A 21,057-nucleotide genomic window follows, 5' to 3' on the forward strand; every position below is an offset into this window, starting at 1 on the left:
TAACTTTCTATATTTCCTTTATTTTTTATCCTTGATACGGTAAATATGCTTCGGCTTTCCATAAATCTTCTTATCTAGGAAACGACCCAACCATGGCATAATCCAGTAGTCTAGACCGAAGGCTCTACCCGCACCATTCATAAGAGAAATAGCTGCTGGGATGAACCAAATATTTACCCAGTAGAACATGCCTGACAGGCTGAACATAACTACCAAAGCAACGGTTGCAGCAGATACAATCCATACAAAGGCACCAGCAATCAAAGCCAGACCGATACCGATTTCTGCTACTGTCATAAATTTTTGCATAAAGAGTGCTACTTCTTGGTTTGGCATCATAAATTCCATGATAGTAGCAAACCAATCAGGCATTTTGTCCAAAACAGCCATCGGTGCTTCACCATAAGCATAGCTCAAACCAAAAATTGGTTCAGCTACTTCTGCCGCAGCAGTTGCCGCTTGTGAGGCACTTGAAACCGCCTCAGCAGCAGATGCTCCAGATACTGGATCAGCTAACCAAGGGAATGGGAAGACAACTTGATCCCCAAACCATGATGTTGTTCCAAATAGACCAAAGGCTTTCTTGATACCTTCGTAGAGCCATACTGAACCATAAAGGACACGCATTGGCACAGACCAGAGAAGATTTCCTTTGCCTGAAGTATGACCGCCAAAAATGTTTCGCTTATTCTGAATGTCAAAGAATTCATGACGAACATAAGAACCCATGTAGAAGAAACTACGGATAGTAAAGAAGTAGAGTAGGTTTACCATGTGTTTGACAGCCATTGCCATAAAGCCTGACATGTGGTATTTGTCCATCAAGAAGGCTACACCGTAGCGTGCTCCAATAGATACCATAAACCCATCATATTTACCTTTGTAGCTATGTTTTTCGCCGCCCTTGATTGCTGCAATAATATTACTTGCCGCAGTATGGCCTGTCTGTTCAGCTGCTTGTACAATCTGTGGAGTTGGTTTTCCTTCTGATTCTTCAAAGTAAACCAAGTCGCCAGCTACATAGACATTTTCCTTGCCTTTCGCTTCCATGAACTCATTGGCTATCAAACGACCTGCACGTGCTTTTTCAATACCAAATTCACTTGCGTCTGTATTGGCTTGAACACCAGCTGTCCAAATAGAGGTATAGGTAGGAATTTGACGACCTGATGAAAGTGTCAAGCTATCTTCTTGTACACTTGCTACACCATCGCCAAGAACCAATTCAACACCTTTTTTCTCAAGGTATTTGCGAGCCTTGACTTGCTCTTTTTCAGTAACCATAGCCAAGATATTTGGCGTTGCCTCAACAACCTTAAGTGAGAATTCTTTTGAATCCAACTTGAACTCACGCGCCAAAATTGGTACCCAGTCAATCAACTCACCAATCATCTCAATACCTGTGAAGCCAGCACCGATAACAGTAAAGGTTAAAAGAGCGCGACGTTTGGCTTCATCATGCTCACGCATGGCACGATAGCAAGCGTCAATCATGTGGTCATGCAAACGTTCTGCTGCTTCGATAGACCAAAGTGTAAAACCGTGTTCTTTAACACCTTTCACACCAAAGTCATTAGCCTCACCACCCATTGCAAGGAGCAGGTAATCAAAATCCAGAGTTTGGTGTTCCGCAACTACTTGTTTCTTATCGTAGTCAATCTCAACAACCTTGTCTGTTACCAATTGAACCTTTGGATATTTTTTGAAGATACGTTGAAGGTCATACTTGATTGCATTGGCTTCTACACGCCCAGCCGCAACTTCATGCAACTCTGTCATATAGGTATGGAAAGAGTTCTTATCAATCAAGGTAACTGTTACATCTTGATCCTTTTTAAAAGTTTTTCCTAGCAATCGAGCTGCTGCAATCCCCGCATAACCAGCACCGACAATCACAATATTTTTCGTCACAATGTTTCCTCCTTGTGAAAATCAAAACAAATTACATGTTTCCATTATATCGTATTCCAAGATAGTTGACAAGCAAATTTCAATAATTAGTAATATACACAAACAAAACTTGCCATAGTGAACAAAAACAAGTATGATAGTAAAATAGATAATCGACTAGAAAGAGTTTTTTCTCTACACCCATGAATTCTAAACGTCAAACACTTAACTTTATTACGATGCTAGCAGCTCAGGCAGTTGTCATTTCTTTGATTGAACGACTCATCACCCCCCCATTTGCTTTTGCTCCAGGCGCCAAGCTAGGACTGGGAAATTTGATTAGCTTAATTGCTATTTTTACCCTCCCTACAAAGGATAGCCTAAAGGTTGTCGCACTACGCTTGCTCATCTCAACCTTTCTGGGAGGCACCTTTTCAACCTTCCTCTATGGCTTTGCCGGAACTACTTTGAGTTATGTAGGAATGCTCTCTGCCAAGCAGCTCGGTCCAAACCGTGTCAGTCCTATTGGAATTTCTATTTTGGGCGGGATGTTGCACAATCTTGGTCAGCTTCTTGTTTTTGCTACCATCGCCCGTTCTTTCTATGTACTGAACTACCTGCCAATCCTCGCTTTTACAGGAATTTTATCAGGCTTATTGGTCGGACTGGCTGCTACCTACCTCCTCCAAAAGGTCGGACCTTTACGTCACTATCATCAACAAGTCTTAGCAGAATGGAAATAAATCTCCCTAGGTCAACTAAGGAGATTCTTTTTATGGTCCGCACCACTTTTTCATTGTCCATAATAATTCCCCCATAATCCTGGTGTCACAAATATAATGAGCCACCTCATATAAACACCACTTATAAAATCCATGGTAATAAAAAATAATGAAGCTTTCAAGAAGAGAAAAAAATCAGGTTCTTTGCGTGTTTTAGTCGTACATTTTCTTTCTTTTGTGCTACAATATCTTCATCTTTTATTTTTTTGAGAAAAGGTAGAATTATGTCACCATTTAGGATCAAACTTTCTCCCAGTCAGCGAATCATTATCAGTTTCTTATTCGTGATTCTGACTGGATCAATTTTACTAAGTCTTCCCATCTCACAAATTAGCACCTCTACAGCAAGTTATTGGGATCATCTCTTCACATCTGTCTCCATGGTTTGTGTGACAGGGCTATTTACCAAAGCCGTTGCTGAAACCTATTCTACTTTTGGACAGATTATCTGTATGATGTTAATCCAAATTGGTGGTTTGAGCTTGATAGGATTTATTGGTCTCTTCGCTCTACGCGGTGGTCGTAAAATGAATTTCATCAATATGGCGACCTTACAAGAGGCTCTAAACCGATCTGACACAAAATATTTTCGTAACTTCCTCAAATCAGCTTTTGGTTTTACCTTGGCGGTCGAAGCCTTTGGAGCCCTCTTACTGTCCTTTCATTTTGTACCTGAATTTGGATGGGCGAGAGGTTTATTTACCTCGATTTTCGTAGCTATATCAGCCTTTTGTAATGCTGGTTTTGATAATTTTGGCGCAACTAGCATCATGCGCTATGTGGATAATCCTCTAATCAACATAACATTAGCCAGTCTCATTATTATGGGAGGTCTTGGATTCTCGGTTTGGTTTGACCTTCAGACACAAATCGGGCAAAAACGTAGCCTACGAAAACTAGGGTTCCATACAAAGATTGTTCTAGGCCTGACAGCCATTATACTGACCCTCGGAACTCTGACTACCTTACTCACCGAATGGAACAACCCTTCTACTATCGGACAACTATCATTTGGCCATAAATTATTAGCCAGCTTTTTCCAGACGGTCACCATGAGAACCGCTGGTTTTGCCAGCATCGACTATACGAAGGCTGAACCAATCACCCTCTTGCTCTATATCTTTCAGATGATGCTTGGCGGAGCCCCAGGTGGAACAGCCGGCGGTATTAAAATAACCGCCTTCCTAACCTTAGTGCTCTATGCTCGTAGCGAGATTCTCGGTCTCCCTCATACCAACTTTATGGGACGAACCATCGATAACCTCAGCATCCGCAAAGCTTTTGCGACATTCTCAGTCTTCCTACTTATGTTTATCATAGGGCTCTTCGCACTTGCCCTAACAGATGACCGACAACCACTTCTATTTTTAATGTTCGAGGTCATGTCAGCATTAGCCACTGTAGGTGTTACGGCAAATCTGACTCCAAGCCTAACCATGGCCGGTCAAGCAGTCATTATGGCGCTCATGTTCTTCGGCCGTATCGGTCCACTTTCTATTCTCGCAAGCCTTTCTGTTCGAAAATTATCTAAAACCGAAAGTCTTCAATACGCAAAATCATCTATGCTTGTTTAAAAGGAGAAATCATGCCAAACTATACTATCGGAATTCTCGGCCTGGGAGTTTTTGGTACTACCATTGCAAAAACATTACACAATTACGATTGCAATATCATTGCTATCGATAATCATGAGCAACGTATCAATCATCTAGAACCTATTCTCACACGCGGTATTGTCGGAGACATCACCGATCGCTCGCTCCTACGTGCAGCAGGAATCGGTAACTGCGATGCTGTTGTTGTAGCTACTGGCGAAAACTTGGAATCCAGTGTTCTGGCTGTCATGCATAGCAAAGTTCTAGGTGTTCCTATGGTCATTGTCAAAGTCAAAGGAACAACTGCGAAAGAAGTCCTTCTTCGTGTCGGTGCCGATAAGGTTATTTCTCCTGAACGTGAAACAGGTATTTCTCTAGCAAAACAACTACTCCACCGCGATACAACCAGCCTCTTTGAGCTCGAAGGCAATGTTTCCATTGTCGAGTTTCACCCGCCAGTAAAATGGATTGGAAAAACACTCGGCGAATTAAAACTCCGCCAACATTATAAACTCAATATCATCGGTTACCGAAGTGGCGAAAATCAGGAATTAAACATCCAACTGACTCCTGACTATGTCTTCAAATCTGACGAACTCATCTTAGCAGTAACAGACCATAACACTGTCGATCATTTTGAAGAACTGACAAATTAATACTCAATGAAAATCAAAAACAGACTAGCTCCAAAGGTTTGGGGAACCTTTGGAGGTTGGAGATAGGGCGAACGTAGTTCGTTACTACTTACGCAGATAGAACCCTGTTACTATTTTGTTTCAAGGTAACAGGCTGAAAGGCTCCACTGGAGCCTTTCACTCATCAAATCAAGTCAACAACGTCTGATTTTGATTTTCGAAGAGTATAAATAACAAATTTACGCCCTATACTCCGTTTTCAGGAGAAATATTTTATCCCTAGAAAGCCTACTAGACTATCATTTATCTAGTGGGCTTATCATCTGTCAAAAGGAGAGATTATGAATGATTTAACCAAAGGAAAGCCGATTGCAGTCATCTTACAATTCGCTATTCCCTTATTGATTGGCTCTTTTTTTCAACTGGCCTATAATTTTGCTGATTCCATGATTGTGGGGCATACTTTGGGAAAGGATTCCTTTGCAAGTGTCGGTTCGACAGCCAGCCTGATTTTTTTAATCATCGGTTTTGCCCAAGGTGTTACCAATGGATTAACCATTATTTCTGCCCAACGCTTTGGAGCTGGCGACTTAGAGGGGCTTAAAAAATCTTTTGTCCACGGACTCTTCTACGCTTCCCTCATCAGCCTTTTACTAACAGTCTCAGCCTTAGCTTTTTTGAAACCTATCTTGGTCTTAATGCAAACGCCTGTGAGTATCATCGACCACTCCCATGCCTTTCTAACGGCCATGTTTGGAGGATTGACCTTTACTATTTTCTATAATTTTCTTTCTTCAGCCCTACGCAGTCTCGGAAACTCTAAAACACCTCTACTGGCTCTAGTTATCGCTTGTTTTATCAATATCGGTCTGGATTTTTTCTTTATCTTAGTTATGAACTGGGGCGTTTTCGGAGCTGGCTTTGCAACTATCCTTGCTCAAGCCTGTTCGGTCCTCTTTCTTATTTTTTACATTATCCACAAGGTACCTCACTATCATATCGGACTAGCTGATTTAAAATTGGATAGAGGTAATCTCAAGAAACATGCCCAGCTTGCTTTTCCAATGGGATTTCAAGCCAGTATTATCGCCATCGGAGCCATGACCTTGCAGTTTATGGTCAACCAACTAGGAACAGACGCCATCGCCGCCCAGGCCATTGCCCTTCGTACTGACCAGTTGGCTATGCTGCCCATGGTCAATCTGGGCTTGGCTATCGCAACCTTTACTGCTCAGAACTACGGTGCCAAGCTCTATGACCGTATTCGAGAAGGAGTGCGCCACTCATTACTCCTCAGCATTGCTTGGGCCATTGTATTTGCGGTCATTCTCATCTTGGGCAATCGCTTCTTCTCTGGTCTCTTTCTGCCAAATGCCAGCCAAACAGTGCTGGACTTGGCTCTTGTTTACTACATCATTAACGGCTCTTGTTACTGGATTGTTGCTTCCCTCTTTATTCTTCGTAGCTTTATTCAGGGACTTGGCAAGGGCTTTATCCCAACACTAGCAGGCTTTGGAGAATTGATTTTCCGAGCAGCAGTCGCCATCATCGGCATGCAGTATTTCGGTTTTTATGGAACCGCCGCCGCTAACCCCGCCGCCTGGATCGGAAGCATCATCGTCCTGATTCCAAGTTCCATCATCTTTATGAAAAAATTAAAAGCAGGACAAAGTATTTAGAAAAGAAAACGCATGAAACTCTCATGCGTTTTTAAAATAGTATTTTCGTAAGAATTGGATATGAAGGACATTCCAAAGCATAGCATAGCTGATCGCCACTACAAAAGCTAAGCCATATTGCCAATTAAATTCCAACACAAGGCTAACAAAAAGGAATATTCCCAGAAGGACCAATAATAAACTACTTGCCTTTTTCTCATCCCTCTTAAAATAAGCCAATAAGGCTTTATCAGGAGAAGCTTTCACTTCCTTGAACTGTTTGAAACTAGCACCAAGACTTGCTCCTGCCGCTCCTATAATTGCACCAGAATAATAGTGTGGAAGGACATAGACCGACAAATAAGCGACCGTAACATAGGCAAGCACCAACAAGGCATACACCAGTTTTTTCATGACCAACCTCCCTATCTATTTGTTTCCGTCCCTATTTTAACATAAATTTTATCGTAAATACAAGTCAAAATAATCTACTATGGCAATTGACTTTCTAACTCAACTTCTGTCAAGAGCGGGCTATAATAATCCTGCTCATCAGCCTAGAGCGGGCTGTTGGGTAGCATTTTTTAGTCTGAGCCAGAGATTTTTTCAAGGCTTTGCTATAGTCAAATAAAGAGCTTTTAGACAAGGAACTGAGGTGCAGGTAGTTAGAACAACCTCTAGGCTGTTCTAGCTTGGAAATAAGACTTGCGAAACAAGTCACTTTCGTAGAGTATGGCAAGCTGAAAGTGACGATGTATCAAAGCTAATTCAAATGACTATATCTCGAGTGATTCGTTATTGTAAGTAGGCTGCAAGCACAAAAAAAGACTAGAAAACCTAGTCTTTCCTTGTTTATTATCATTTATTCTTAGGAATTTGGATCATCCAAACTACGGCCATGCAAACCTTTTTCACGTTGGACTTGACGGAGTTTCTCTGGCGTCACATCATTGCCGTCTTCATCGACGACCTTGATACCTTCGATGTGGGCACGCACACTACGGCGGTAGCCCTCGATGTACTCCTCACGAAGAGCTGCTTGTTCCTGCAACTCCTCCTCTGTCAAGCCTTCCGCCTTTTTCTTGCGGGCCAATTCATTGATGCGATCGATTTTTGCTTGTTCCATAAATGCCTCCTACTTGCTATTCAAGAGATTGAAGACCGCCACAGCACTTGCCTTATCCGCCAAGGCTTTCAAGAGAGCCAAGCGGTTTGCTTTGACTGTTGCGTCATCTACCATAACCATGGTATTGTCGAAGAAGGCCGCGATGACTGGGCTGAGAGCAAAGAGCTTGTCCAAGTTGCCCGCCATATCTTCTGTCAACTCCAAGCCTGCCACTGCAGCAGCAAGGGCTTTTTCCTGGTCGTTTTCGAAGAGGGCCTCGTCAATCGCAGTCACCTCCGCCTTTTCAGCCAAGTTGAAGACACGTGACAAGTTTTCCACGGCTTCCTTGTAGTCAGCCTCTTTTGCTTTTTGGAAAATAGCAGAGCTGGCTGCCAGTTGCAGTCTGACCACAAAAGTTGAGCTGGCAAGTACAGCCTCGCGGATGTCTTTCGGAATGGTCTTGTCCATCATCTTCTCTACACGAGCACGGATAAAGTCCATAACAGCTGGCTGGTTGTCATAGGTCAAGCTAGCAAAATTCAAGCTGTAGAGCTCCGCAATCAACTGATCCAATGGAATTTCCCAACCAAATGCTTCCAAAATCCGCACGATACCCTGTGTTGCACGACGAAGAGCGTAAGGGTCGTTTGAACCAGACGGAATCAAGCCAACTGAGAAGAAGGATAGGAGGGTGTCAAACTTATCAGCCAGTGCCAGGACCGCACCGACCTTGCTCTCAGGCAATTCGCCTTCTGCTGAGTTTGGCAAGTAGTGCTCACGGATTGCCGCTGCCACCGCAGGTTTTTCCCCTGCAAGAAGGGCATACTTCTCACCCATAATCCCTTGCAATTCATCAAACTCACCGACCATGCCTGTCAAGAGGTCAAATTTGTAGATGTCCGCCGCACGCGCCACATCTGCTTTTTCACCCGCAGACAAACCTGCCAAGTCAGCCAGTTTTTCTGCGATAACTTTGGTGCGTTCCATGTGCTCGTAAAGTGAGCCGATTTTCTCATGGAAGGTCACAACTTTGAGTCGCTCTACTAAGTCAGCAATCTTGAGTTTTTGGTCCTCACGCCAGAAGAACTCACCATCTTCCAAACGGGCCACCAAGACTTTTTCGTTTCCTTTAATGACATTGTCAAGGTACTGGTCATTACCGTTTCGGACGGAGATGAAGTTTGGCAAAAGCTTGCCAGCCTTATCCCGCACTACAAAGTAACGCTGGTGGTTTTTCATGGAAGTTACCAAAACTTCTTCTGGTACTTCCAAATATTTAGTGTCAAAAGAACCCATGAAGGCAGTTGGGTACTCGACCAGATTGAGAACTTCGTTGAGCAAATCTTCATCAATTTCAACTGTCACGTTGTGTTTGTCCTCGATAGCCTTGATTTGCTCGACGATCATATTTTGACGCTCTGCGGGGTCAGTGATAACAAACTGTGCACGCAAGTCTGCCTCGTAAGAATCTGCACTTGCAATCTCAGTTTCATTTCCAAGGAAACGGTGACCACGGCTGATGCGACCAGATGTAATGTCCAAGAAGTCCATATCCAATGCTTCATCGTCCAAAAGAACGGTCAAGGTGTGGACAGGACGGATGTAGGCGAATTTGTTGGACGCCCAGTTCATGCTGACAGGGAAGGTCATAGCCTTCAAGACCTCTGGAATGCCCGCCAAAACTGTCTTAGCTGGCTGGCCTGCTTCGTGTTTGGTCACATAAACATACTCTTCGCCCTTGATCTCGCGGAATTCAATGTCAGCTGTCGTCAAGCCTTTGCCACGGACAAAACCTTCAGCAGCCTTGGTGAAGTTTCCGTCTGCGTCTAAGGCAATCTTCTTAGCAGGACCCTTGAAATCTTCTGTAAGATCAGTCTGCTGGTCTGCCAAACCACGCACACGAACAGCCAAACGGCGTGGCGTTGAAAAGACATCAATGCTGTCAAAAGCCAAGCGATTGTCTGTCAAAAAGGTCGCCATGCGGTCACGCAACTGGTGCATGGCTGGGGTTACGATGTAGGCAGGAATTTCTTCCAAGCCAAGTTCAACAAGTAAATTCTTTGTCATTATTCTGCGTCCTCCTTCAACAATTCTGCTCGTGTTGCTTCATCCAAAAGTGGGAAACCGAGTTTTTTCCGCTCTGCCACAAAGGTCTTGGCAACGACACGGGCAAGGTTACGGATACGGGCGATGTAGCCAGCACGCTCGGTTACAGATACGGCTCCACGGGCATCGAGCAGGTTAAAGGTATGGGAACATTTGAGTACATAGTCAAAGGCTGGGTGAACCAATCCTTCTTCCAAAGCCCGCTCAGCTTCTTTTTCAAACTTAGTGAAGTTTTCAAGGAGCATGTCTTGGTCGGATACTTCAAAGGAGTATTTTGAATGCTCATATTCTGGCTGGATAAAGATTTCACCGTATTTAACACCGTCAGCCCATTCGATATCGTAAACGGAGTCAACTTCTTGGATATAGGAAGCCAAACGCTCCAAACCGTAGGTTACCTCGGCTGTAACAGGGCCTGTTGCCAAACCACCAACCTGTTGGAAATAGGTAAACTGCGTGATTTCCATACCGTCCAACCAAACTTCCCAGCCCAGACCAGCTGAGCCTGTTGAAGGGTTTTCCCAGTTATCCTCAACGAAACGAATGTCATGTTCCAAAGGATTGATACCCAAACGCTCCAAAGATTCCAAGTAAAGTTCTTGGATATTAGATGGAGATGGTTTCATAACCACTTGGAATTGGTGGTGCTGATACAAGCGGTTTGGGTTTTCCCCATAACGACCATCTGCTGGACGACGTGAAGGCTCTACATAAGCCGCATTCCAAGGCTCAGGCCCGATAGCACGCAAGAAAGTGTATGGACTCATAGTACCCGCACCTTTTTCTGTATCATAAGCCTGCATGAGCAAGCACCCCTGCTCATTCCAAAATTGTTGTAAGGTCAGGATAATTTCCTGGAAAGTAAGTTTTTTTGACATATTTTTCCTTCTTTCTTTAAATCTAAGTCTTTTAGTTTACTTTTAGTACTAGGCAACAAGCTGCAGGCAGTACTGAGGTACGGCAAAGCGAGTTAACGACGTAATAAAAGATAAACTAAATGACGATGTTTTTGCGACGTGAGCCTTCCTAGCCGATACCGCTAGGAAAGGCGAACTAGTACAGCGTCTAGCTCAGTCGCCATAGCGATGAGCGTGTGGCAATTCGACTGAAAGGAGACTATGCCACTGGCGCTGTGAAAAGTAAGTTTCTTTGACATAACAGCCTCTTTCTATATATATTGCAAAATGGCTAGTTCTCCACACTCGGTATAGTTTCCACAAAGACAGCCTGTTCTGCCTTGTCCATATAGGAACAGGTCATGGCTTCTAGATCGATGACCCACTTGTAAATCCCTGCTTCTGCTGTTTCTTGGCAGAAGGTGAGAAAATCTGTTTGTCCAGCCTGATGATTGCGTAAGATAGTCACAAACTGGTCCAGATTGGCTTGGTCCGAAACAGGTATCGTCACTTGATAGCCCTGCTTTTCCAGAGTTTGCCCTGTCTGTGAGCGATAGGTAACCTGGCCAGACTGGATATCCACAATATTTTCCACCATACCCAAGTCCTTAAAATAGGCAATCAGTTTGGGAAAATCAGGCCCTGTAAACTGTTCATGCCCGTGATTGATATTTTCTAAGGTGAACATTGGTCTCCTTTCTTTATAATAGCTGTCTTTCACCTTGAGATGAAAAACAAGAAATACTCGGTCGGCAGACAAAAAGAACCGCATTCTCTTCCCCTGTCAACAGACATAGGGGCGTTGAGAACGCGGTTCCACCCTAATTTATTACTTCATTTGTATGATTCTGATTGAGTCGGACATGGTCACGACTGGGAAAGCGCCAATTATTTCAAGACTGGCTTGGCTTTCACTCTCCCAAGCTCGCTAGACAGGCTTTTGAAACAACCTTCTTTCATGCTTAGTATTGTAGCAGAAAAATCAGCATTTGTCTAGAAAGACCACTATTTATCCGAACACAATCCCGCTGACAAATCCTACAAGGCTATTGCAGGCCTATCGCAATCTAGTAGATATTTTTCTGGTACTACTCCCAAGAATTTTTCTGCGTGTTGACTGATAAAATCTAGGGCATTTTCCAAATCTTCTACTCTATCAGAATTGACCAACTCCATGACCAAGAAAGCATTCTTTGTCTCATCCGTAATCATGGTTCGCTCACCATCGCGCCAATTGAAACAGCGACAAACGGCGCCTTTATCATCCTTATAGCAAACTTCACCTGGTAAAGTTGGATTATTGGTTTCATCACCAATGAGATAGAATTCATCCCCACCCTCAGTGACCGTTAGTTGGAGATTGCCTACAAATGTATCTAAATCTTCAGCACCACATGGAAGACCAAAACGTAAACTCGCCGCATTATAAATGTCCACTAATGGAGAAATTGTTGTGACTGGACGGTCACTAGTTGAACGTTTCAAAAGTGCTTCGATACTAGAACGCGCGCCTTTTTTTGTTTTAAATTTTTGATAGGCTTGACGATATGTACGAATGACCTCATTCTCACTAAAGGTATCTTCCGTAAGAAATTTCTGGGCAATTCCGTTGCTTTCTTCCAGTAATTTCACTAATTCATCAGGCGATTGCGCCGGCGTTTTATAATCTTTCAATAATAGAACTCCAATTTTTGCATCTGGAAATAGACTCCAAAAAGATGAATCAACAACAAATTGTGACATATTCTCACTCCTTTTATAGAAAAATCAGCACCCTATGAACATCTTCTAAGACCTAACGACGTTCATAAAATGCTGTTGCATGACTACCCGGTGGCAGTGTTTATTTAATTAAATTTATTGTATAAAAATGCTTTAAATAAGTCAAGGACTATCCAAAATTTGAAAAAACACAACTAAATAACTATCTATGACTAATCTTTCTCGTCAAGAAATCTCCAATAAACTGGATTACGAAGATGATAACTAAAATCAAAAGAGTTGCTAAAAAGGTCACATCATTATTATACCGTAGGTAGCCGTATGATAGCGCAACCTGTCCCAAACCACCTGCTCCGATAGCTCCTGCCATGGCTGTATAGCCGACCAAGGAAACCAGGGCAAATGTCGTCACACGAATCAAGTCAGGCAGACCCTCACGCAGATAGACAAGGACAATATCCCAGAAAGTCGCACCTGATGCCTGAGCCGCCTCAATGACACCACGATCCAATTCTGATAAAACCACTTCAACCTGACGGGCAAAGAACGGAAAGACTGAAAGAGCGAGCGGCACCAAAGCCGCCTCTGTACCAATGGTTTTTCCAACAATAATTTTCGTCAAAGGAGCAATAGCCGCCAACAAGATAATAAAAGGAATGGCACGGAAGATAGAAGCCACCTTGTCCAAAATCCAATAGGCAGTCTTATTGGCAATAACCCCACGTGGACCTGTCAAGACCAAGAACAAACCAGACACCAAGCCCATAAATCCACCAAAAGCAAAGGAAACAAAGGTCATATAGAGGGTCAAATTAAAATGTGTTAACCAACCTGTCTGACCATCCCAGCCCAATTTATAAATATCTGGAAAATTCGTTTGAATCCATTCTAACATCTAGTTCGCTCCTTTCAAAATCGTCACTTCCACACGCGCTTCCGTCACTGCTTCAATCGCACGGTGCAACTGACCAGGTTCACCTGATAAGATCACCACCATCTCACCGACTGGCGTATGGTCCAAAATTTCAATATTGCCATAAAGAATATTGGCAGATACTTGATAGAATTTATACAAGTCATTCACAATTGCCGTATCCGTATTTGAACCTGCGTACTTGAGTTGCACCAAAATACTGTTCTCAGGCAAATTCTTAACAATATCCTGCTGGTAAATTTTCACCAAGGCCTCATCAATTCCTGTTGCTGTTTTGATGAAATCCTGTGTCAATTCTTCTTTTGGATGAGAGAAGATTTCTAAAACTGAACCTTCTTCGATCAAGCGACCATCCTGCATAACAGCCACACGGTTACAAATATCTTTTACAATCTGCATCTCATGAGTAATCATAACAATGGTCAAGCCCAATTTTTCATTCAATTCCTGCAAAAGTGCCAAAATCTGCTTAGTTGTTTTCGGATCCAAGGCAGAAGTTGACTCATCTGAAATCAAGATTTTAGGGTCATTGGCCAAGGCACGGGCAATGGCAACACGTTGTTTTTGACCACCAGACAACTGAGCTGGATAGTTTTCAGCACGGTCAGAAAGCCCAACCAAGTCCAACAACTTAGCAACTTTTTCTTTCTTCTCTTCCTTGCTCAAACCCGAATGCTTAAGGGCAAAGGCTACGTTTTCTTCTGCCGTCATTTGAGCCATCAGATTGAAATGCTGGAAAATCATGCCGATTTCACGGCGTTTGCTCCGCAATTGAGCTGGGGTAAGTGTGACCTTTTCTCCCTCGTAAATTACATCCTCATCGATAGTAATTTTACCCGCTGTCGGCACCTGCAATAAATTAATCACTCGAACAAGGGTAGATTTCCCTGCTCCAGAATAACCTACGATACCGTAAATATCCCCTTGATTGATATGGATGGTCACATCCTTTACCGCTTCAATCGTACGTTTTTTCTGCTGGAAAGTTACATCAATATTATCTAGCTTAATCATTTCCTTACTCATAACTTGCAATTAACTCCTCTACTAATTCAACATGGCTATAGTAGTCAGCGATGCTGACATTTTCATCACCTGCATGGTCGCGACTGTTGGCATTTCCTAATCCAAATCCTGCAATCGGCACGCCCAAGGCATGAAAAACTGTATGCATGGGTCCTGTCCCCGGTGACGTCGGCAAAACAGCAACTCCTTCTGGCGTCAACTTTTTAGCCAACTCAATCACATTGACAATGGCAGGGTGGGACATGTCACTTCGGTAGCTCATCTCTCCTAGAGTGAAGACAACCTCAACTTTGTCAAAACCATGTTTATCCAAATGCTGGCGAATCTTATCTAATACATCATGCGGCTCCAATCCAGGTACCAGACGGACTTCCATCTTAGCAGAAGCCTGAGCTGGTATGATGGTCTTGACACCTTGACCAAGATAGCCAGTTGACAAGCCTTGAATGGTAATCGATGGTTCAAAATACAAACGCTTCAGAAACTCACGACGATCTTCTATCAAGGTTGGAAGGGTTAGTCCATAAATATCCGTCATAGACTGACTGGTAGCCAGTGCAAATTCTTCCACCAAGGCCAATTCACGCTCATTTGGCTCTTGAACCTGATCGTAAATGCCTTCTACCAGAATTTGCCCATCTGCAGCCCGCATGGATTGAAGTGCTGATAATAAATACCAGCTTGCCGAATCAATGACACCACCATAGGAAGAATGAATATCCAAGTCAGCTGATTTGACCTGAAGATCGAAGGTCACAATTCCCTTATTCCCACCAGCAATTTCTAGCTGATGTAGGCTATTGCGATGCCCCTGCTCCCAGACAAGCAAATCAGCACCAATCAAATGTTCTTTATATTTTGAAAGATACTTATCCAAGTCGACAGAGGCTGACTCTTCTGCCCCTTCCATAATAAAAATCACATTGACTGGTAAATGGCCATTCTGTCTAGCTTGATATTTTTTCAAGGCCGACAGACGAGCTGTGATATGGCCCTTATCATCATCTACCCCGCGACCATAGATATAGCCATCGGAAATGGTCAATTCGAAGGGGTTGCCCTTCTCCCAGACCTGATCGGCATCTGCAGGTACTGTATCATAATGATTGTAGAAAATCAATGTTTTCGCATCTGGAACCGAAGCCTCAAACCTAGCCATGACAAAGGGTGCTGCATAACTATCATCCAAAACAACCTCTGCACCAGCTTCTTCAAATATATCTTTCAAGTAAGTCGCCACATCCAGCAAACCAATCTGCTGAGCAAAAATGGATTTCTTTGAAATCAAGACCTTCAACTTTTCAAAATAGGTTTGAATAATCGCATCATTTTCAAATGCTTGAACTTTACTATCTGCCATACTTTCTCCTCATACTCAATGAAAACCAATTAAATCTACTAACCAAAATCAAATATTCTCCCACATTTCTGACTTTGGTTAAGAGATTTTTTCTTATCTCTATAAAAACAGATAGAGGGCTGAACAATTCTGCCCAGTCCTCAACCTATTTACATTTTACCAAACTGGCTCATCCATACCGTCTGAAGTCTCTTCAATAACTTTTTTCACTTCATCCGTGTGGTAGGCTTCGATAATTTTCTTAATCGCTGCTGCTTGCTCTGATTTTTCCCAATCGCTACGAGCTGCAATCAAGTTGTACCACTGTTTTGAATTTTCATCTTTTTGCTCTTTGTAAAGGGCATTTTTGTAATCCAAACCAGCTTCCAACACAAATGTGTTGTTTACAACTGCTGCATCAACTGAGCTAAGTGAGCTTGCTGTTTGGCTTGCATCCAACTCAGTGATCTTCAAGTTTTTCTTGTTTTCAGTAATGTCAGCAATAGTTGCCAATTCTGTACCAGATACACCAACCTTGATCAAACCAGCTGCTTGAAGAAGGTAGAGAGCACGACTTTCGTTTGTTGGGTCGTTTGGAACCGCAATTTCTGCACCATCTGGAATTTCTTCCACTTTAGTGTACTTGTTTTTTCCATCAGCTGTACCTGAGTAAAGACGGATTGGTGCGATATAAGTATCCGCAATAGCAACCAAGTCTTCACCATTTTCTTGATTCCAGTTATTCAAGAAGTTATAGTGCTGGAAGGCGTTGATGTCTACTTCGTTTTCAGCTACTGCCTTGTTTGGCTGTGAGTAATCTGTAAATTGAGTGAACTCCAATTTCACTTCATCACCAAGAATTTCTTGAACTTTATCCCAACGGGCTTGCTCAGAATCGCTCAAGCTCATCACACCTACTCGAACAGTTGTTGCAGATGAATCTGAACTTGAAGAAGAGTTACCACATGCAGCAAGTACACCTACTGATAAAGCAGCCGTTGCCAAACTAAACAATTTTTTTAATTTCATAAAATGATCTCCTTAAATTAACTGTATCTATCTTAACACAGAATTTTCTTTCTGACTAATTGACTTTTTTTATAGAAAGTTATAACTTTTCGTTATAACAAATACCCTTGCAATTATAAGTATTGATAATAAAAAGAGGGATACCCCTCTTAAAATATATCTACTAAATACTGAAATAGGTCTCGATGTTGCTTACAATCATTGTATAAAAATTCTGGATGCCATTGGATACCAAACAAAGCTTGGTTCCCTCTACTTTCATAAGCTTCTATCGTACCATCTCTAGGATCCAAACCTGTCGCCACCAGTCCTGGAGCCAATTCTTTGATTCGTTGCTGATGGAAGGAATTAATAGGGCTCCCTTGGGCAAACAATTGACCGATTCGGCTTTTAGGTTTCACTTGTAAACGATGGGATGTCCCAGCAATACCATCTTGCCAATGATGATCCACCTCTTGTTCCAAGCTTCCACCTAGAGCAACATTCAGCAACTGCATCCCTCGGCAGACTGCAAAAATCGGTTTTCCCTGATGAAGGGCTTCCTCAATCAAAGCCAGTTCAAATTCATCCCGTTCCAAGAGGTAATCATTACTATCAATCAAGCGTTTTTGACCGTAGAGACTTGGATCCACATGCTGACCACCTGACAAGATCAACTTGTCAATCATATCGATATAATCCTTGGCTAAGTCAGGAGTTCCCATAGGAATAACCATTGGTACACCACCAGCCTGACGAACGCTGTCTGCCAATTCACGCGCTACCGTTACATATACGCGACCAGATTTTGTTGGAAATTCTTGCTCGTTTCCTGAAATTCCAATGATAACTTTTCCCATAAAAAGCCCCTTTCTTTCATTTTTTCAATTGTAGCATGGCTACCTAGCCCTGTCTAATATAGAAGTTTTATGGCTTGATAAAAAATAACTATCAGAACTACCTATAAACAATTGCTCATAAACAAGAGTTTGCCTTTAGCAGTTTCATAGATAAAATCTATACCACGCTTAAGAAAAAACTATACTGGAGCCAGCATAAAAAAGTCAAGCTTGATAAACAGGCTTTTTTTCAAGCTTTTATATAGAAGAAATATCAAAAAAGTAGCTCTCTTTCAATCTGTTATAGTCAAAAGTTATAACTCCCTCTAATTTTTTACAATTATACAAGAGTCGTTTTTTCTGTTAGGATAGGGGCATAGAAATATTTTGGAGGAAAAACCATGACTACTACTATTATCGGCTTCCCACGTATCGGAGAACACCGTGAGTTAAAATTTATCACTGAAAAATACTTTAGAAATGAAATTCCACAAGAAGAGCTTTTGGAAGCAGCTAAAGACTTACGTGCTAAGCACTGGAATATTGTTAAAGAAGCAGGCATTACTGAAATCCCAAGCAACGACTTCTCACACTATGACAATGTTTTGGATGCGGCAGTACTCTTCAACATCATACCCAAAGCTGTTCAAGACCTTGAATTAACAGACCTTGAAAAATACTTCGCTCTTGCACGTGGTTATCAAGGAGAAAAAGGGGACGTTCGTGCTAGACCGATGAAAAAATGGTTCAACACCAACTACCACTATATCGTTCCAGCTATTGAAAAAGATACAGAAATCAAACTAGCCGGTCATAAGATTTTCGATGAATTCCAAGAAGCAAAGAACTTGGGCATCACAACTCGTCCAGTTTTGATTGGTCCATTCACACTCTTACAATTAACTGATTTTGAAGAAGGTTTAACTGCTACTAATTTCGCTGATAGCTTAGTTGCAGCCTACGGACAAGTCTTTGAAAAATTAGCAGAGCTTGGTGCTGAAAAAATCCAGCTGGACGAACCTAGCTTGGTCAAGGATTTGACTGCTGAAGAAAAAGCCCTTTTCCTACGTATCTACCAAACACTCTTGGCAGATAAGAAAGGTTTGCAAGTTCTCATCCAAACCTACTTCGGTGATGTTCGTGATATTTACACAGAATTGACCAGCCTACCAGTTGATGCCATCGGTCTTGACTTTGTAGAAGGCAAGGAAACGGCTGCACTTGTTGCAACTGGTTTCCCTGCTGACAAGACCCTCTACGCTGGTATCGTCAACGGTAAAAATATCTGGCGCAACAACTACGAAAAGAGCCTGGCTGTTTTGGATGCTATTCCAGCTGAAAATGTCGTTATAACAACTTCTTGCTCCCTTCTTCATGTACCTTTCACAACAGCAAATGAAGAATTTGAACCAGCTATCCTCAACCACTTTGCCTTTGCAGTTGAAAAACTGAGCGAATTGCGTGATTTGGATGCCATCCGTAACGGTCAAGGCGAAGTTGCTCTCACAGCTAACAAGGAACTCTTTGCCCTTGAGCGTGTTGGTCGTGATGCAGCCCTTGCAGACCGTCTTGCAGGACTGACAGACACTGACTATACACGCCTACCAGTCTTTGCAGAGCGTGAATCCATTCAACGCGAGAAGCTAAACTTACCACTTCTTCCAACAACCACTATCGGTTCCTTCCCTCAAACCAAGGAAGTCCGTAGCACACGCTTGGCCTTTCGCAAAGGAAACATCTCAGAAGAAGAATACGATGCATTTGTCAAAACTCAAACAGATGAGTGGATTGCATGGCAAGAAGAAGTTGACTTCGACGTACTTGTACACGGTGAATTCGAGCGTAACGACATGGTAGAATACTTCGGTGAAAACCTGTCTGGCTACCTCTTCAGTAAAAACGGTTGGGTACAATCCTACGGTATGCGTGGAGTTAAACCACCAATTATCTGGGGTGATGTAACACGCTTGAACCCAATTACTGTCAAATGGTCTAGCTATGCTCAAAGCCGTACCAACAAACCAGTTAAAGGTATGTTGACAGGTCCTGTAACCATCCTCAACTGGTCATTCCCACGCGAAGATATTTCTATCAAAGAATCAACCCTTCAAATTGCTCTTGCTATCAAGGAAGAAGTTCTTGACCTTGAAGCAGCGGGTATCAAGATTATCCAAATCGACGAAGCAGCCCTTCGTGAAAAACTACCACTCCGTCGTAGCGACTGGTACAGCGAGTATCTTGATTGGGCAATCCCTGCCTTCCGTTTAGTACACTCAACTGTTGCACCAGATACACAAATTCACACCCACATGTGCTATAGCGAATTTACTGACATCATTCCTGCCATCGACAATATGGATGCGGACGTTATCTCCTTTGAAGCCAGCCGTTCAAATCTTGTTATCCTAGATGAACTTAAGGCTAAGAACTTCCAAACTCAGGTAGGTCCTGGTGTCTATGACATCCACTCGCCACGTGTCCCTGCCGTTGATGAAATTGCACACACTATTCAAGCCATCCTTGCTAAAGTACCGAAAGAAAAAGTTTGGATTAACCCAGACTGCGGACTCAAGACTCGTGGCGAATCAGAAACAAAAGCTAGTCTTATCCACTTGACTCAAGCAGCTAAGGCAGCCAGAAAGGAACTCTAATTTATGATTGGTCAAACCCCAAGTCTCTCATTTGAAATTTTTCCTCCAAAACCAGCAGTAGGCAATGAAAAGATTATCCAAACTCTCGATGAGATGCAAGGTTTGGCCCCTCATTTTATCAGTGTTACATGCAGCAATAACAATTTGAACGTAGAAGAGACTACTGTCAAGTTGGCTAACCATGTTCGCAATGAATTGCATATTCCAACTATCGCACATTTGCCAGCTGCTTACTTGACAAAAGAAAAGGTCCGATCCGTTCTTCATTCTCTCGATGAAATTGGTGTACATCAGATTTTAGCACTTCGTGGCGATATTATTGAAGGTCTTCCCCCTAAAGAGGACTTTCAGTATGCAACTGACTTGATTTCCTTTATCAAGGAAGAAGCCCCACATTTTGACATTATTGGAGCCTGTTATCCAGAAGTACATCCAGAATCACCAAATTCTGTCTCAGACATCAAAAATTTGAAAAAGAAAGTTGATGCCGGTTGCTCAACCTTGGTAACTCAACTCTTCTTCGATAACGAAGCATTTTATAACTTTCAGGAGAAATGTTCTCTAGCAGACATCGAAGTGCCTATTATCGCAGGTATTATGCCTATTATCAACAAGAATCAGGCACTTCGACTCTTGAAAACCTGTGAGAATATCCGCCTCCCTCGTAAATTCAAGGCCATCTTGGAAAAATACGAGCACAATCCTGAATCTCTTCGGGCAGCAGGTCTGGCCTATGCTGTAGATCAAATTGTTGACTTAGTGACCAATGATGTGGCTGGTATCCATCTCTACACTATGAACAACGCTGAAACAGCACGCACCATCCATCAGGCAACTCATTCGCTATTCAAACATTATAGTTAGAAAACTC

General features: G+C 42.6%; 18 protein-coding genes. 6 read left to right on the top strand and 12 right to left on the bottom strand.

What is annotated here, in order from left to right:
• Window positions 1–18 precede the first annotated feature (18 nt).
• Window positions 19–1,911, bottom strand: coding sequence for an NAD(P)/FAD-dependent oxidoreductase (locus YYK_RS07695; protein WP_012028454.1), 1,893 nt, complete (start codon window positions 1,909–1,911; stop codon window positions 19–21).
• A 182-nt stretch (window positions 1,912–2,093) separates the two neighbouring features.
• Between YYK_RS07695 and YYK_RS07700 the strand changes: the two genes are divergently transcribed.
• The 4 genes from YYK_RS07700 to YYK_RS07720 all read left to right on the top strand — a co-directional run bounded on the left by YYK_RS07700 (window position 2,094) and on the right by YYK_RS07720 (window position 6,581).
• Window positions 2,094–2,633 (top strand): Gx transporter family protein, encoded by a 540-nt coding sequence (locus YYK_RS07700; protein ID WP_012027668.1) that lies wholly within the window; start codon window positions 2,094–2,096, stop codon window positions 2,631–2,633.
• A 263-nt stretch (window positions 2,634–2,896) separates the two neighbouring features.
• Complete coding sequence (locus YYK_RS07710) at window positions 2,897–4,246, top strand: TrkH family potassium uptake protein (protein WP_002938011.1); 1,350 nt, start codon at window positions 2,897–2,899, stop codon at window positions 4,244–4,246.
• Window positions 4,247–4,257: 11 nt separating this feature from the next.
• Entirely contained in the window at window positions 4,258–4,923 is a 666-nt protein-coding gene (locus YYK_RS07715) for a potassium channel family protein (RefSeq protein ID WP_002938014.1), read from the top strand.
• A 320-nt stretch (window positions 4,924–5,243) separates the two neighbouring features.
• Complete coding sequence (locus tag YYK_RS07720; RefSeq protein WP_012775674.1) at window positions 5,244–6,581, top strand: MATE family efflux transporter; 1,338 nt, start codon at window positions 5,244–5,246, stop codon at window positions 6,579–6,581.
• 21 nt (window positions 6,582–6,602) lie between these two features.
• Here the strand turns inward: YYK_RS07720 and YYK_RS07725 are convergent, their stop codons facing one another.
• The 11 genes from YYK_RS07725 to YYK_RS07775 all read right to left on the bottom strand — a co-directional run bounded on the left by YYK_RS07725 (window position 6,603) and on the right by YYK_RS07775 (window position 17,556).
• A complete protein-coding gene (locus tag YYK_RS07725) occupies window positions 6,603–6,974 on the bottom strand; it encodes a hypothetical protein (protein WP_012775312.1) in 372 nt (123 codons plus the stop codon).
• 454 nt (window positions 6,975–7,428) lie between these two features.
• A complete protein-coding gene (locus tag YYK_RS07730) occupies window positions 7,429–7,686 on the bottom strand; it encodes a DUF896 family protein (protein ID WP_002939394.1) in 258 nt (85 codons plus the stop codon).
• Between the two features lie 9 nt (window positions 7,687–7,695).
• Window positions 7,696–9,732 carry a glycine--tRNA ligase subunit beta gene (gene glyS / locus YYK_RS07735; RefSeq protein WP_012027672.1) on the bottom strand — a complete coding sequence of 679 codons (2,037 nt, stop codon included), beginning with the start codon at window positions 9,730–9,732 and terminating at the stop codon, window positions 7,696–7,698.
• The gene (glyQ, locus tag YYK_RS07740) at window positions 9,732–10,649 is read right to left on the bottom strand and encodes a glycine--tRNA ligase subunit alpha (RefSeq protein WP_002939388.1); all 918 of its coding nucleotides are present in this window, start codon (window positions 10,647–10,649) and stop codon (window positions 9,732–9,734) included. The genes glyS and glyQ overlap by 1 nt, the downstream gene beginning before the upstream one ends.
• A 310-nt stretch (window positions 10,650–10,959) precedes the next feature.
• Entirely contained in the window at window positions 10,960–11,355 is a 396-nt protein-coding gene (locus tag YYK_RS07745) for a DUF1398 domain-containing protein (protein ID WP_014636495.1), read from the bottom strand.
• A 350-nt stretch (window positions 11,356–11,705) separates the two neighbouring features.
• Window positions 11,706–12,410 carry a B3/B4 domain-containing protein gene (locus YYK_RS07750; protein WP_012027675.1) on the bottom strand — a complete coding sequence of 235 codons (705 nt, stop codon included), beginning with the start codon at window positions 12,408–12,410 and terminating at the stop codon, window positions 11,706–11,708.
• Between the two features lie 181 nt (window positions 12,411–12,591).
• Window positions 12,592–13,284 (bottom strand): methionine ABC transporter permease, encoded by a 693-nt coding sequence (locus tag YYK_RS07755; RefSeq protein ID WP_012027676.1) that lies wholly within the window; start codon window positions 13,282–13,284, stop codon window positions 12,592–12,594.
• Window positions 13,285–14,349 (bottom strand): methionine ABC transporter ATP-binding protein, encoded by a 1,065-nt coding sequence (locus YYK_RS07760; protein ID WP_012775313.1) that lies wholly within the window; start codon window positions 14,347–14,349, stop codon window positions 13,285–13,287.
• Complete coding sequence (locus tag YYK_RS07765; protein ID WP_012027678.1) at window positions 14,342–15,709, bottom strand: M20/M25/M40 family metallo-hydrolase; 1,368 nt, start codon at window positions 15,707–15,709, stop codon at window positions 14,342–14,344. Before YYK_RS07765 ends, YYK_RS07760 begins: the two co-directional genes overlap by 8 nt.
• A 156-nt stretch (window positions 15,710–15,865) precedes the next feature.
• Window positions 15,866–16,717, bottom strand: a complete 852-nt coding sequence (locus tag YYK_RS07770) for a MetQ/NlpA family ABC transporter substrate-binding protein (protein WP_012028456.1) — start codon at window positions 16,715–16,717, stop codon at window positions 15,866–15,868.
• A 149-nt stretch (window positions 16,718–16,866) separates the two neighbouring features.
• A complete protein-coding gene (locus tag YYK_RS07775; protein ID WP_012027681.1) occupies window positions 16,867–17,556 on the bottom strand; it encodes a gamma-glutamyl-gamma-aminobutyrate hydrolase family protein in 690 nt (229 codons plus the stop codon).
• A 380-nt stretch (window positions 17,557–17,936) separates the two neighbouring features.
• On the opposite strand from YYK_RS07775, the gene metE reads away from it, so the two are divergent.
• A complete protein-coding gene (gene metE / locus YYK_RS07780) occupies window positions 17,937–20,186 on the top strand; it encodes a 5-methyltetrahydropteroyltriglutamate--homocysteine S-methyltransferase (RefSeq protein ID WP_012027682.1) in 2,250 nt (749 codons plus the stop codon).
• Between the two features lie 3 nt (window positions 20,187–20,189).
• On the top strand, window positions 20,190–21,050 hold the full coding sequence (gene metF / locus YYK_RS07785) for a methylenetetrahydrofolate reductase [NAD(P)H] (RefSeq protein WP_012027683.1): 861 nt from the start codon (window positions 20,190–20,192) through the stop codon (window positions 21,048–21,050).
• The last annotated feature ends 7 nt before the right edge of the window (window positions 21,051–21,057 follow it).

The sequence above is a fragment of the Streptococcus suis S735 genome, from assembly GCF_000294495.1.
GTDB classification, from domain to species: Bacteria; Bacillota; Bacilli; order Lactobacillales; family Streptococcaceae; genus Streptococcus; species Streptococcus suis.

What these genes read in the sequence shown, in the direction of transcription:
- YYK_RS07745 (WP_014636495.1), bottom strand. Translation starts at nt 11,355, where the DNA reads ATGTTCACCTTAGAAAATATCAATCACGGGCATGAACAGTTTACAGGG.
- YYK_RS07775 (WP_012027681.1), bottom strand. Translation starts at nt 17,556, where the DNA reads ATGGGAAAAGTTATCATTGGAATTTCAGGAAACGAGCAAGAATTTCCA.
- YYK_RS07730 (WP_002939394.1), bottom strand. Translation starts at nt 7,686, where the DNA reads ATGGAACAAGCAAAAATCGATCGCATCAATGAATTGGCCCGCAAGAAA.
- glyS (WP_012027672.1), bottom strand. Translation starts at nt 9,732, where the DNA reads ATGACAAAGAATTTACTTGTTGAACTTGGCTTGGAAGAAATTCCTGCC.
- metF (WP_012027683.1), top strand. Translation starts at nt 20,190, where the DNA reads ATGATTGGTCAAACCCCAAGTCTCTCATTTGAAATTTTTCCTCCAAAA.
- YYK_RS07700 (WP_012027668.1), top strand. Translation starts at nt 2,094, where the DNA reads ATGAATTCTAAACGTCAAACACTTAACTTTATTACGATGCTAGCAGCT.
- YYK_RS07715 (WP_002938014.1), top strand. Translation starts at nt 4,258, where the DNA reads ATGCCAAACTATACTATCGGAATTCTCGGCCTGGGAGTTTTTGGTACT.
- YYK_RS07710 (WP_002938011.1), top strand. Translation starts at nt 2,897, where the DNA reads ATGTCACCATTTAGGATCAAACTTTCTCCCAGTCAGCGAATCATTATC.
- YYK_RS07765 (WP_012027678.1), bottom strand. Translation starts at nt 15,709, where the DNA reads ATGGCAGATAGTAAAGTTCAAGCATTTGAAAATGATGCGATTATTCAA.
- YYK_RS07755 (WP_012027676.1), bottom strand. Translation starts at nt 13,284, where the DNA reads ATGTTAGAATGGATTCAAACGAATTTTCCAGATATTTATAAATTGGGC.
- YYK_RS07750 (WP_012027675.1), bottom strand. Translation starts at nt 12,410, where the DNA reads ATGTCACAATTTGTTGTTGATTCATCTTTTTGGAGTCTATTTCCAGAT.
- YYK_RS07770 (WP_012028456.1), bottom strand. Translation starts at nt 16,717, where the DNA reads ATGAAATTAAAAAAATTGTTTAGTTTGGCAACGGCTGCTTTATCAGTA.
- glyQ (WP_002939388.1), bottom strand. Translation starts at nt 10,649, where the DNA reads ATGTCAAAAAAACTTACTTTCCAGGAAATTATCCTGACCTTACAACAA.
- YYK_RS07760 (WP_012775313.1), bottom strand. Translation starts at nt 14,349, where the DNA reads ATGAGTAAGGAAATGATTAAGCTAGATAATATTGATGTAACTTTCCAG.
- metE (WP_012027682.1), top strand. Translation starts at nt 17,937, where the DNA reads ATGACTACTACTATTATCGGCTTCCCACGTATCGGAGAACACCGTGAG.
- YYK_RS07725 (WP_012775312.1), bottom strand. Translation starts at nt 6,974, where the DNA reads ATGAAAAAACTGGTGTATGCCTTGTTGGTGCTTGCCTATGTTACGGTC.
- YYK_RS07720 (WP_012775674.1), top strand. Translation starts at nt 5,244, where the DNA reads ATGAATGATTTAACCAAAGGAAAGCCGATTGCAGTCATCTTACAATTC.